11 protein-coding genes are annotated in these 11,847 nt (G+C 62.5%); 6 read left to right on the top strand and 5 right to left on the bottom strand.

Annotation, left to right across the window (positions count from 1 at the left end; all coding sequences use genetic code 11):
* Positions 1 to 7: 7 nt before the first annotated feature.
* A complete protein-coding gene (locus tag BUS06_RS24095; protein WP_074266932.1) occupies positions 8 to 538 on the top strand; it encodes a hypothetical protein in 531 nt (176 codons plus the stop codon).
* Positions 539 to 626: 88 nt separating this feature from the next.
* Here BUS06_RS24095 and BUS06_RS24090 read toward each other — a convergent pair whose 3' ends face one another.
* Both BUS06_RS24090 and hpnC read right to left on the bottom strand, forming a co-directional pair.
* Positions 627 to 1,802 (bottom strand): glycosyltransferase, encoded by a 1,176-nt coding sequence (locus BUS06_RS24090; protein WP_074266931.1) that lies wholly within the window; start codon positions 1,800 to 1,802, stop codon positions 627 to 629.
* On the bottom strand, positions 1,802 to 2,668 hold the full coding sequence (hpnC, locus tag BUS06_RS24085) for a squalene synthase HpnC (protein WP_074266930.1): 867 nt from the start codon (positions 2,666 to 2,668) through the stop codon (positions 1,802 to 1,804). Before hpnC ends, BUS06_RS24090 begins: the two co-directional genes overlap by 1 nt.
* 295 nt (positions 2,669 to 2,963) lie before the next feature.
* Here hpnC and ispH point away from each other — a divergent pair, with 295 nt between their 5' ends.
* The 3 genes from ispH (at position 2,964) to BUS06_RS37930 (ending at position 5,359) form a co-directional block, all read left to right on the top strand.
* Entirely contained in the window at positions 2,964 to 3,908 is a 945-nt protein-coding gene (gene ispH, locus BUS06_RS24080) for a 4-hydroxy-3-methylbut-2-enyl diphosphate reductase (protein ID WP_074266929.1), read from the top strand.
* A 10-nt stretch (positions 3,909 to 3,918) separates the two neighbouring features.
* On the top strand, positions 3,919 to 5,070 hold the full coding sequence (hpnH, locus tag BUS06_RS24075) for an adenosyl-hopene transferase HpnH (protein WP_074266928.1): 1,152 nt from the start codon (positions 3,919 to 3,921) through the stop codon (positions 5,068 to 5,070).
* 61 nt (positions 5,071 to 5,131) lie between these two features.
* The gene (locus BUS06_RS37930) at positions 5,132 to 5,359 is read left to right on the top strand and encodes a hypothetical protein (protein ID WP_167379423.1); all 228 of its coding nucleotides are present in this window, start codon (positions 5,132 to 5,134) and stop codon (positions 5,357 to 5,359) included.
* 559 nt (positions 5,360 to 5,918) lie between these two features.
* Here the strand turns inward: BUS06_RS37930 and BUS06_RS24065 are convergent.
* Complete coding sequence (locus BUS06_RS24065) at positions 5,919 to 6,524, bottom strand: MlaC/ttg2D family ABC transporter substrate-binding protein (protein WP_074266926.1); 606 nt, start codon at positions 6,522 to 6,524, stop codon at positions 5,919 to 5,921.
* Positions 6,525 to 6,701: 177 nt separating this feature from the next.
* On the opposite strand from BUS06_RS24065, the gene BUS06_RS24060 reads away from it, so the two are divergent.
* Together BUS06_RS24060 and BUS06_RS24055 are read left to right on the top strand one after the other, a co-directional pair.
* Positions 6,702 to 9,329 carry a hopanoid transporter HpnN gene (locus BUS06_RS24060; protein WP_074266925.1) on the top strand — a complete coding sequence of 876 codons (2,628 nt, stop codon included), beginning with the start codon at positions 6,702 to 6,704 and terminating at the stop codon, positions 9,327 to 9,329.
* Complete coding sequence (locus BUS06_RS24055) at positions 9,326 to 10,432, top strand: MlaA family lipoprotein (protein WP_074266924.1); 1,107 nt, start codon at positions 9,326 to 9,328, stop codon at positions 10,430 to 10,432. Before BUS06_RS24060 ends, BUS06_RS24055 begins: the two co-directional genes overlap by 4 nt.
* Positions 10,433 to 10,581: 149 nt before the next feature.
* Here BUS06_RS24055 and BUS06_RS24050 read toward each other — a convergent pair whose 3' ends face one another.
* On the bottom strand, positions 10,582 to 11,055 hold the full coding sequence (locus tag BUS06_RS24050; protein WP_074266923.1) for an acyl-CoA thioesterase: 474 nt from the start codon (positions 11,053 to 11,055) through the stop codon (positions 10,582 to 10,584).
* Between the two features lie 131 nt (positions 11,056 to 11,186).
* Positions 11,187 to 11,846: a phosphorylase gene (locus BUS06_RS24045; RefSeq protein WP_143787728.1), complete on the bottom strand. Its 660-nt coding sequence runs from the start codon at positions 11,844 to 11,846 to the stop codon at positions 11,187 to 11,189.
* Position 11,847: the final 1 nt, after the last annotated feature.

The following is an 11,847-nucleotide window of genomic DNA, read 5'->3' as shown; positions in this document are numbered from 1 at the left end:
TCCTCGCATGAACCTTCACGAACAGCTCGGCGCGCTTGAAGTGGGCGTCGCTCAGCTCATTCAGGCTGTCGTGGCCCCGCAGGCCCAGAACATCCCCGAGACACCCGCAGCAAACGCAGCGTCCCAGGCGCCCGCGCCTCAGGCTGAGCAAGTCGCACCAACAGCGGCTTCGGCAAGCGAAGACGCGTCAGCTCAAGAGGCAGCTGCTGAAGAGAAGCCCACTCTTTCAATTGGCCGTCCCGCTCAGAACGTCATCACGATGACGATCGCCGGCAAGACCGTCTCGCTGCATCCCGAGCAGGTGGGTCAGCTGATCGAGGAGCTGGCGAATGCACGCGCTTCGATGACGCCCGAGCCGCCGATGGGCGTGCCAGCCGGCTGGCGCTTCGCATCGACCCGCAACCCGGTCATGGCGGTACAGAAACAGTCGAACGGTGACCGCCTGCTGATCGTGCGGCATACCGGCCACGGCTGGGTGCCGTTCACGTTCTCGCCGGCTAACGTCATTCAGATGTACGCGCTGCTTACGCAACGGTAAGGCGACAGCGGCGTGAGACGCCTGCCTTGATGCGGCGTGGCGGTGAGCCAACAGGTACCGCCGCGCAGCATCCAGTCCGCTGCTGCGCTCACCGGTCCTGTTGCACCGGCGCCTGCACACGCGCCTTCCACTGACCGCCCTTTCCGCGCCAATAGCGCACGGCCGACGCAAACGTCGCGCCGACATAGAACAGCGCCACCAGCGGCAAGAACGGAGCCCACAGCGGCGAGCGGCCGTAGTAGCGCAGCATCGGCGCATACGCGCAGCACATCGCCGCCCAGGCGAGCCAGGCAGGCCAGTCCAACGGCCCGAGCACGAGTGCTGCTATGGGCGGGATCAGGTAGATGATCGTCATGCCCGCCAGCGTGCCTGCCAGCAACCATCCCGAGTAGCGCAACTGCGTGAACGCCGTGCGCGCAATCATGTTCCAGATCTCGCCCGAGTTGTCGTAGGGACGCAGCGAGACGCTGCGCGCCGCCACATCCAGCCGGATCGGATGACGCCCCTCACCGCGATGCTTGATACGCGCGGCAAGGCTGCAATCGTCGATCAGTTCGGCGCGGATCGACTCGATACCGCCCGCTTCTTCCAGCGCCGTACGCCGCACCAGCATGCAGCCGCCGGCCGCCGCCGCGGTCTTGTTGCGCGGGTTGTTGACCCACGAGAACGGATACAGCTTGGCGAAGAAAAACACGAAGGCCGGGATTAGCGCCTTCTCCCACAGCGAATCGCAACGCAGCCGCACCATCAGCGAGACCAGGTCGCGCTTCTCCGCATCGGCTCGCGCAACGAGTTGCGTGACGGCGTCGGTGGGGTGGCCGATATCGGCGTCGGTCAGCAGGAGGAAGTCGGCAGGCAGGCCCAGCGTGCGCACCGCCTCGATACCCTGCGACTGCGCCCATACCTTGCCGGACCAACCCGGCGGCAAAGGCTTGGCCGTCAGCACCGTGAGGCGGTCGGAGCACTGCAACTGCAGCGCGGCCGCGCGAGCGGCGTCAGCGGTGCCGTCAGTGCTGTGGTCGTCGACTACGATCACATGGAAAGGACCGGGGTATTCCTGGGCGAGCAGCGTACCGACCGCCTGCGCGATCACATCGGCTTCATTGCGCGCCGGTACCACGGCGGCTACCGCCGGCCATGCGTCGCGCGGCGCGGTCGCGATCGGCGCGGCGGGACGCGCGCGCCAGAAGCCGCCGCGGAAAAACAGCAGCACACACCAGATCAACAGCGAAAGACACGACAGAACGAACAGAACCACCTGCATTACGCGTTGCCCTCAATCGAAGTGGCGCGCACGCTGACGCGCCGGGACAGCCACATCGCGAGCGCGCGCGCCGTGACAACAGACCAGTCGAAGCCATCGAGCGCTGGCCGATGGCGGAACACATCGTAGCCCGCCCGCTCGATGCGCTCCAGAATGCGCAAGCCACCATGGACGATGCCGCAAAGAACGATTCCCGCGCGCCCTGGAATGCGCAGCGCGAGCGGCGCGCCTCGGACCAGCATTGCGCGGGCGTAGGCCACTTCATAAGCCATCAACGCGCGCCACCTATCGTCGACCACGCCGCCGCCGATTTGCGACTCGCTGACATTGAACCGCGCGAGGTCGCTTTGCGGCAGGTAGACGCGGCTATTCTTGAAGTCGATCGCGACGTTCTGCCAGAAATTGATCAGATGGAGCGCCGTGCAGATCGTATCGGAGTCGGCCAGATTCGCCGGGCTCGCAGCGCCGAACAGATGCAGCATCAGATGCCCCACCGGGTGCGCGGAGCGGCGGCAATAGTCGAGCAGAGCCGACCGGTCAGCGAAGCGGGTGGTGTCGATCTCCTGGTCGAGCGCTGCCACGAGATCGTAGAACGGTGCGAGCGGCAGTTTATACTGTGCAACCACGCCAGCGAGCTTGCCGAACAGCAGCGGATGCACCGGCGCCATCCGGCCGCTTGCCACGGCGTCGAGACCAGCCCGGAAGTCAGCGAGGCGCGTGTGACGCTCGGCGGCGCTCCAGTCGCCTTCCTCGGCGATGTCAGCGGCCGTACGGGCAACCTGATAGATCACGCCGACCGGGGTCCGCAACCTCTTCGGCAGCAATGCGCCGGCGATCGGTAAGTTTTCGTAGTGGTCGGCTTCCACGCAACGAGCCTCGAATCCATTCGGTAATGCGGTTGTAAGCATGCACCGCAGGGCCACATAGTTTAAGGGTTCCGCACTGGGACTGCAGCGCGCAAATCTTGCGGCACGGCGCTTACAGCCCAGTCGACCCGGCCCTGGCCAGAGCAAAGCAAGCCCGATAGCGTTAGAATGCGCGTTTGGTTTTCGTCTACCGGCTTAACGCTGGTTTAAGACATCAATTAATATCATGGTCGCGGCGACAAAGTCGTTTTTACCGACTTCATCGAAACCAGCGTCAGTCGGAGTTCGGCAGCCTATGCGAGTCATCCTTGCTCAACCCCGTGGCTTTTGTGCGGGGGTGGTCCGGGCGATCGAAATCGTCGATCGCGCGTTGCAGCAACACGGCGCACCGGTCTATGTGCGTCACGAAATCGTCCATAATCGGCACGTGGTCGACAACCTGCGTCAGAAAGGGGCGCGGTTCGTCGAAGAGCTCGATGAGGTGCCGGAAGGCGCCGTGGCGATTTTTAGCGCGCACGGCGTGGCTCAGACCGTCGAGCGCGCCGCGGAGCAACGCGGCCTCGACGTGCTCGACGCCACTTGTCCGCTCGTCACCAAGGTGCACGTGCAGGGGCGTCAATACGTGGGCGCCGGCCGCACGCTGATCCTGATCGGCCACGCGGGCCATCCGGAAGTCGAAGGCACGATTGGCCAGATCCCCGGCAAGGTATTGCTGGTGCAGAGCGAGGCCGAGGTCGCGCACCTGGATCTGCCGCAGGACGCGCCGCTTGCGTATGTGACGCAGACGACGTTGTCGGTGGACGACACGCGCGGCATCATCGACGCGTTGCAGCGGCGCTTCACGAACATTGTGGGTCCGGATACACGGGACATCTGCTACGCGACGCAAAACCGCCAGGCGGCGGTGCGCGAGTTGAGCACGCAGGTTGATGTATTGCTGGTGGTGGGCGCAACGAACAGTTCGAACTCGAACCGGCTGCGCGAGATTGGCAGCGAGACGGGCGTACCGAGCTATCTGGTGGCGGACGGTTCGGAAGTGAAGCCGGAGTGGTTTGCGAATGTGCAGACGGTCGGCATCACGGCGGGCGCTTCGGCGCCTGAGGAAATGGTTGAAAACGTAATCGATGCGCTGCGCGCATTGGGGCCTGTCGACGTTACGACGATGGCTGGCCGAGAAGAGAAAGTTGAATTCAAGTTGCCGTCGAAGTTGACGCAACCACTCGCCGCACGCGAAGTTTAAGGAGGACACCTTGTCTATTCCGTTGCTCCAGAAAGTCCGGGTTGGCGCATACATCATGCGTCAGCATTTGTCGCGCAATAAGCGCTATCCGCTGGCGCTGATGCTCGAGCCGCTGTTCCGCTGCAACCTTGCCTGCAATGGCTGCGGCAAGATCGACTATCCGGATCCTATTCTGAACCAGCGTCTGTCGCTCGAAGAGTGTCTGGGCGCGGTGGACGAGTGTGGCGCACCGGTCGTTTCCATCGCAGGCGGCGAGCCGCTCCTGCATAAGGAAATGCCGCAGATCGTGAAGGGCATCATCGCGCGCAAGAAGTTCGTGTATCTCTGCACGAATGCGCTGCTGATGGAAAAGAAGATGGACGACTACGAGCCGAACCCATACTTCGTGTGGTCGGTGCATCTGGACGGCGACGAGCAGGCGCACGATCACTCGGTGTCGCAAGAGGGTGTGTACGTCAAGGCAGTGGCCGCGATCAAGGAAGCGAAGCGCCGCGGTTTCCGTGTGAACATCAACTGCACGTTGTTCAACGACGCTGTGCCGGAGCGCGTCGCCAAGTTCTTCGATACGGTCAAGGAAATGGGCGTGGACGGCATCACCGTCTCGCCGGGCTACGCGTATGAACGCGCGCCGGACCAACAGCACTTCCTGAACCGCGACAAGACGAAGCATCTGTTCCGCGAGATTTTCAAGCGCGGCAACAACGGCAAGAACTGGTCGTTTAGCCAGTCGGCGATGTTCCTCGATTTCCTGGCCGGTAATCAGACGTATCAGTGCACGCCGTGGGGTAATCCGGCGCGTACGGTGTTTGGCTGGCAGAAGCCGTGCTATCTGGTCGGCGAAGGGTATGTGAAGACCTTCAAGGAACTGATGGAGACGACGGAGTGGGAGAAGTACGGTACGGGTAACTACGAGAAGTGTGCTGACTGCATGGTGCACTGTGGGTTTGAGGCTACCGCCGTCATGGATACGGTTACGCATCCGCTGAAGGCTCTTGGGGTTTCGCTGCGCGGGCCTAAGACTTCAGGCGCGTTTGCCAAGGATCTTCCTCTGGATAAGCAAAGGCCTGCTGAGTTTGTTTTCTCGCGGCATGTCGAGATTAAGCTTGAGGAGATTGGGCGCGCTGGTAAGGGGAAGAAGGTCCAGACTGCTACGGCTCATTAAAGCTGCCCGCTTTGGGGCCCTTCGCGGGGCTTGGTTTTACTGTTTTCCGCTTAGTTGTTGCTTGAAGCGCATCGGGTTTTTGACGGTGCGCTTTTTGCTTTTTTTGTCGCTCTTTGCGGGGCTTTTTTTGCCTGCGGCGCCTTGGTTTTTTGGTTTTACTGGGGTGTTGGCCTTTCCTTGCTGTCTTATCGGTCTATTAGCGATGCCCCTGTGCGGGGCGGCACTTACTTTCTTTGCCGCCGCAAAGAAAGTAAGCAAAGAAAGCGGGCTTCCAACCGCCAGCCTTTAGGTGTCCACCACTCAAGCTAACCCGGAGCGGTCCGCGCACGCACCGTGCCCTCGCACCACCACACTTAGTGACAAAGCACTCATCCACCCCACTCCGCACTACGTGCGTCGCGGATGGGTTTGCAAAGGAAGGCGGGGGTCGCTGGAACGCAAAGAACGCCGCACATTCCGCCGCTCCCGGACGCGAGGTGAAGGAACTTCTCAGCCCACCAAACAAGTCCACCCAACATAGTCAGCATCCCTACAGAGCATGAGAAGGGCGTTATGTCCAACGGCGGGGCGCGTAGCGCGACGCTGGAACGGATGACTGCCTTGTCACTAACGGGGGTGGCGTGAGGGCACATTGCGTGCGCGGACCACTTCGGCTTCATGCCAGTGGTGGACACCTACAGACTGGCGGTTGCAAGCCCGCTTTCTTTGCTTACTTTCTTTGCGGCGGCAAAGAAAGTAAGTGCCGCCCCGCACAGGGGCGAAGCTAATAGACCGATAACAAAGCAAGGAAAGGCCAACACCCGGTAAAACCAAAAAACCAAGGCACCGCAGGCAAAAAAACCAAAGCCCTATCCCGCACTCCGAGCATTATGCTCAGTCAAAAATTTAATAAGCCCGTCAACTCCACCCTTAGCGAGCTGATCTGCAAACTGCGTCTGATAAACCTGAATCAACCAAGCCCCCATCATATCGATGTCGTAAACCTTCCAACCGGAATCGGTCTTCTCCATCCGATACCCAACCGAATCATCCCCGCCATTGCTCAACACGTGCGACTGCACAACAGCATCCTTACCGCCAGCGCCAACATTCGCAGGCGCGAACTTGAACGTCACATCCTGATCCCTTAACTGCGCCAACGAAGCAGCATAAGTCCGCACCAGCAACGTCTGAAACTGCTCGTATAACTGCTTCTGCTGCTCCGGCGATGCCGTCGTCCACGCCTTGCCCACAGCAATCCGCGTCGTACGCTGAAAGTCCGTTGCAGGCACGAAATGTGTTACCACCACCTGGGTGATTTTGCCCATGTCGCCGCCGCGCGCCTGCGGGTCGGCCTTCATCGCGCTGACCGTGCCTTCAACAGCATTCTTTACCACCGCATCAGGCGCGGTTTGCGCAAAAGCCGCGGTGGAAACCACCGCCGCTGCCAGAAAAGCAGACAGATAACGTTTCATAAGCTCATCAGGACAGTAAATATGACCACTGGATGACCCACCGGGCCACGCTGAAAGCCAGTATACCGATTTTGCTGCTTCGTCCGTGCCCCACAACCTGAGCCAATTGGCCCTACGTCGGTATACTTATGCCCTTATGCCAAAAACGCCATCTGTGACAGGGCCCCACTCGCCTACATGCTGAAGTCATCTATCGTCCGCCTCGTCGCCTGGTCGGTCAGCCGCCCGCTGCGCGTCATCCTCATATCGCTCATCCTCGCGGTCCTGAGTAGCTATTACGTCGTCCATCACTTCAAGATCAACACCGACATCAGCCGTCTCGTCGAAACCAACAAGGCCTGGTCGTCCCTCGACGACGCCATGGATAACGCCTTCCCCCAACGCGGCCAAACCGTGCTGGTCGTCGTCGAAGCGCGTGCCCCCGAATTCGCCGATGCCGCGGCAAACGCTCTCACCGACGCGCTGAAAAAGCAGCCCAAGGAATTCGTCGCCGTCACGCAACCGGCCGGCGGTCCGTTCTTCGAACACGACGGCTTGCTGTTTCTATCGCTCGACCAGGTCCAGTCCACCACCGGACAACTCGTTCAGTCGCGTCCCCTCGTCAATGCGCTCGCCAAAGATCCCAGTCTGACCGGTCTTGCAGGGGTCCTCACCACCAGCCTGCTGCTGCCGCTTCAGCTCGGCCAGGTCAAGCTCAGCGATATGAGCCATCTGCTCTCGCAAAGCACCACCGTGCTCGACCGTGTGCTCGCCGGTCAGCCCGCCGCCTTCTCGTGGCGCGCGCTGGTCGACAAGGACATCAGCACGAACCCGGCGCGCGCCTTCATCACCGTGCAGCCGGTGGTCAACTACGGTGCGCTCGAACCCGGCGCCCGCGCCTCCGCCGCCATCCGCGCCACGGCCGCGTCGCTCGATCTCAACGCCCACTATGGCGCGTCGATCCGTCTGACCGGCGAACAACCGCTCTCCGACGAAGAATTGGCCTCAGTGCAAGATGGCGCCGCGCTCAACGGCATCATCACTTTCGTCGTGGTCCTCGTGATCCTGTGGCTCGCGTTGCGCTCGGGCCGGATGATCGTCGCCGTGCTCATCACGCTGTTCGTCGGTCTTGCTATCACCGCCGCGCTCGGCCTGATGATGGTCGGCGCGCTCAACATGATTTCCGTTGCGTTCATGGTGTTGTTCGTCGGGCTTGGGATCGACTTCGGGGTCCAGTTCGGCGTGAAGTACCGCGAGGAGCGCCATCGCGATGACCGGTTGGCCGCCGCCCTCGTCAACACCGCGCATACCATCGGCGTACCGTTGACGCTCGCCGCGGTCGCCGTGGCCGAAGCGTTCTTCTCGTTCCTGCCCACCGCCTACCGCGGCGTGGCGGAGCTGGGGCAGATCGCCGGCGTGGGCATGTTCGTCGCGTATGGGACCAACATGACGCTGTTTCCGGCACTCCTGAAGATTTTCAATCCACCTGGTGAAGTCGCTTCGCCAGGTTTCAAGCAACTGGCACCCGTCGACGATTTCCTCGACCGTCACCGCAAGCCCGTCCTGATCGGCACCCTCGTGGTTGTCGTCGGTGCGATGCCGTTGCTGACTCATCTGCGCTTCGACTTCAACCCGCTGCATCTGAAAGACCCGCATACGGAATCGATGGCGACACTGCTCTCGCTGAAGGATTCGCCCGAGGCCGCTGTCAACAACGTGCACGTGCTGACGCCATCGCTCGCGGACGCGGACAAGATCGCGGCGCATCTCAGGACACTGCCGGAGGTGGGCCTTGTCACGACACTGAGCACCTTCATTCCGACCGACCAGTCCCAAAAGCTTCTGCTCATCAATAGCGCAGCGCAGCAGCTCTTGCCCGCCTTGACGCAAACGCCCGCGCCGCCGTCGAGCGATGCGTTGCGCGTTGCCGCCTTGAAGCGAGCGGCCAACCAGCTGTCGCTTGCCGCGGAGGACCATCCCGGTCCGGGTGCGGCCGAGGCGCAGCATCTATCGACGACGCTGCAAAAGCTTGCCGCCGCAGATGCCGCCACGCGCGACCGCGCAGAAACTGCGATGTCCAGCACGCTGAAGATCGCGTTGCAGCAACTCGCCGAACTGCTGCAGCCGAGCGAAATCACGCGTGCCACCTTGCCGCCCGAAATCTCGCGCGACTGGGTCGCGGCCGACGGCCGCGCGCTGGTCGACATCGCTCCCAAGGTCGCGCCAGGCGCAGACCCAGGCGACGATGCGATGCTGCGACGCTTCGCCCATGCGGTGAAGACGACGGAGCCGGACGCGATCGGCGGGACCATCTCGATCCTGCATTCCGCAGACGTAATCATCAAGGCGTTCCTGGAAGCCGCCGCGTGGGCGCTGGTGACTATCACCATCCTGCTATGGCTCGCGTTGCGGCGACTCAGCGACGTGCTGCGCACGCTGATTCCGCTGCTGGTGTCGGCGCTGGTCACGCTTGAATTGTGCGTTGTGTTCGGCATGCCACTCAATTTCGCCAACATCATCGCGTTGCCGCTTATGCTCGGCGTAGGCGTCGCGTTCAAGATCTACTTCGTCATGGCGTGGCGCAACGGACAAACGGGTCTGCTGCAGTCGAGTCTCACGCACGCCGTGATGTTCAGCGCGGCGACTACCGCAACGGCGTTCGGGAGCCTCTGGTTGTCGCATCATCCGGGCACGTCGAGCATGGGGCGGTTGCTCGCACTATCGCTGTTGTGCACACTGATCGGCGCAGTGGTGTTTCAGCCCGTCCTGATGGGTAAGCCGCGCGCGCGTCGCGCATCGAAAGAAAAGCAAGGAATCACCAAATGAAGATGCGAACCACCGCCCTGACCCTGCTCGTTGCAGGTGCGCTTGCAGGGTGCGCGACGGGTCCCGACCGCAAGCCGGGCGACCCGCTGGAACCGATGAACCGGCAGATTTTCAAGTTCAACGATGCGCTCGACCGGACCATCGCGCAGCCCGTTGCGAAGGGCTATCAGAAGGTCACGCCGCAACCGGTCCGTCAGGCGATCAGCAACTTCTTTTCCAATCTCGGCGACCTGGGCAATGCCGCCAACAACCTTCTGCAGTTGAAAATCACGGATGCGACCGAAGATGTCATGCGCTTCGTGATGAACTCGACGTTCGGGATCGGCGGTCTGCTCGACTTTGCCACGCCGGCGGGGTTGCCGAAGCATCATGAAGACTTTGGACTGACGCTTGGCCGCTGGGGCGTGCCTGCGGGTCCGTATCTGGTGCTGCCGTTGTTCGGACCGAGCTCAGTGCGTGACAGTACGGGCTATATCGTCGACTTCCGCTTTAACGTGATCCACTATCTGAAGCCGGCCGTACGGAATCCGATGTATATCGCGCAGTTCATCAGCGCGCGCGCCGATCTGCTCGGTGCGTCGGACCTGCTGCAGGCTGCCGCGCTCGATAAATATTCGTTCGTTCGCGACGCGTATACGCAGCAGCGCCAGTCGCTGTTGCGTGGTTCGAGTTCGACGCCCGCTCCGCTGCCGAACTATGGTGATCCGGGCTCGGACGGTGGGGGCGCGGCGCCGGCAACAGGAGCATCTGGGACGGCGCCTGCTGGTCTGCCGGACTACACCGACCCGGGTGATTCGTCGGCGCCGGCTGCTCCAGCTAATGGTGCTTCGGGCACGGAACCCGCCGGCTTGCCGAACTACACGGATCCAAGTGATTCATCGGCACCGGCCGCACCCGCCAATGGCGCATCGGGTGCAGCGCCCGCAGGGGCACCGAATTACACTGACCCAGGTGATTCATCGGCACCTGCCGCACCCGCCAATGGCGCATCGGCTCCCGTCGGCGCAAGCTCGGCGAAGGCCGCCACGGCTCCGGCGGCATCTGGCGCGGCAGCCGCAGCAGCAGCTTCCGGCGCCGCCGCGCCGGTTCCGCTGAGGCAGTAACTAGTCGCATTCGTCTGGGCAATGCAAGTAGTTTGTCGCCGTCCTTTCGCCAGCGCTAAACGAAACAGCCCGACCGGCTATCAACGCCGGTCGGGCTGTTTCATTTTTCGCCTCTGGTGACGAGCGTAAGAAGACGCCCCAGCCTCACTTCAATGCATCGTATCGGTTTCGACGCCGGCTGCCGCATCCTCGACGCTCGCCGCCGGCTGGGCCGCCGGAGCCAAACTCGAGCGATAGCGCTCAAACGCCTCATCCGCGAAGCGAATCTGCGTGCGGCCATGCGGAGCCGGCTCGCCGTTTTCGCCGAGATTCACAAACACGATCTTCTCGATCGTCAGGATGCTCTTGCGGGTGATCTTGTTGCGGACTTCAGCGCGCAGCGTGATCGAAGTCCGGCCAAAGTGCGTCGCGGTAATGCCCAGTTCGATGATGTCGCCCTGGCGCGCCGAGCTGACAAAGTTGATCTCCGACATGAGCTTGGTCACCACGCGCTGGTTGTCCAGCTGGCAAATGACGTAAATGGCCGCTTCTTCGTCGATCCAGCGCAGCAGGCTGCCACCGAACAGCGTGCCGTTCGGATTCAGATCTTCGGGCTTGACCCATTTTCTGGTGTGGAAATTCATCTGGTATCCCCTTCGTGAGGTGATGCGGGCCGGCATCGCAGCCGGAATCTAGGGTTAATACCTAGATTATACCAAAATTAAGGGTTTTCCCTTATGCCGCGCAGCAGAGGGTACAGACATCTAGCCCCGTTTCACACACCCGGCTGCAACGCTCCGGCCGCACCTAGCGCCTGCCGCGCCTGAACCAGCGCCGTGCGGGCCGCACGGGCGTCGGTCGCCACCCTTAAAAGGGCCCCGAGTTGGGAAGGTTGCTTCAGCAGTTCGCGCAGGATTGGCCCAATCGCCGTGCTACCGTCGTCGCGTAAGCCGGCCGTGGCTGCCGAAGGCAACGTGCGCCGCGCCGGATCGACAATCGCCCGGCAGACTGCGAACGGAAGGCCCTGAGCCGCGGCGATGGCGCCCGCGATATGCGATTCCATATCTACAGCGAGCGCGCCGCTGGAGCGATGCAAAGCGGCTTTGTCGTCGGCGCCCGTGAGCGGCGCCGTCACGCCAGCCATCAGGCCACGGCGCAGGCTCGCGCCAAGCGGCGTAGCCGCCAGCGCGGCAGCCAGATGCCCGGACCAGAGCGGATCGGTGGGGAAACGCCCGTGCGGACCTTCTACGGCATCCGCCACGATCAGCGCGCCCGGTTCCAGATCCGGCGCGAGCCCGCCCGCCGTACCGAAGCTGATGATGCCCGAGCAGCCGCGCGCGAGCGCGGCGCGCAGCGCCCGTTCGAGCAGATCGGCCCGCGCCGCGTACACCACCTCGACGCCCTCGCCACGCACAATGCGCGCCTCGAAAGCCATG

Origin of the sequence: Paraburkholderia phenazinium (assembly GCF_900141745.1) — a bacterium.
In the GTDB taxonomy this organism is placed as follows: Bacteria; Pseudomonadota; Gammaproteobacteria; order Burkholderiales; family Burkholderiaceae; genus Paraburkholderia; species Paraburkholderia phenazinium_B.
This window is presented reverse-complemented; position numbering and strand designations above follow the sequence as displayed.

What these genes read in the sequence shown, in the direction of transcription:
- ispH (WP_074266929.1), top strand. Translation starts at nt 2,964, where the DNA reads ATGCGAGTCATCCTTGCTCAACCCCGTGGCTTTTGTGCGGGGGTGGTC.
- BUS06_RS24065 (WP_074266926.1), bottom strand. Translation starts at nt 6,524, where the DNA reads ATGAAACGTTATCTGTCTGCTTTTCTGGCAGCGGCGGTGGTTTCCACC.
- BUS06_RS24050 (WP_074266923.1), bottom strand. Translation starts at nt 11,055, where the DNA reads ATGAATTTCCACACCAGAAAATGGGTCAAGCCCGAAGATCTGAATCCG.
- BUS06_RS24055 (WP_074266924.1), top strand. Translation starts at nt 9,326, where the DNA reads ATGAAGATGCGAACCACCGCCCTGACCCTGCTCGTTGCAGGTGCGCTT.
- BUS06_RS24090 (WP_074266931.1), bottom strand. Translation starts at nt 1,802, where the DNA reads ATGCAGGTGGTTCTGTTCGTTCTGTCGTGTCTTTCGCTGTTGATCTGG.
- BUS06_RS24045 (WP_143787728.1), bottom strand. Translation starts at nt 11,846, where the DNA reads ATGGCTTTCGAGGCGCGCATTGTGCGTGGCGAGGGCGTCGAGGTGGTG.
- BUS06_RS24095 (WP_074266932.1), top strand. Translation starts at nt 8, where the DNA reads ATGAACCTTCACGAACAGCTCGGCGCGCTTGAAGTGGGCGTCGCTCAG.
- BUS06_RS24060 (WP_074266925.1), top strand. Translation starts at nt 6,702, where the DNA reads ATGCTGAAGTCATCTATCGTCCGCCTCGTCGCCTGGTCGGTCAGCCGC.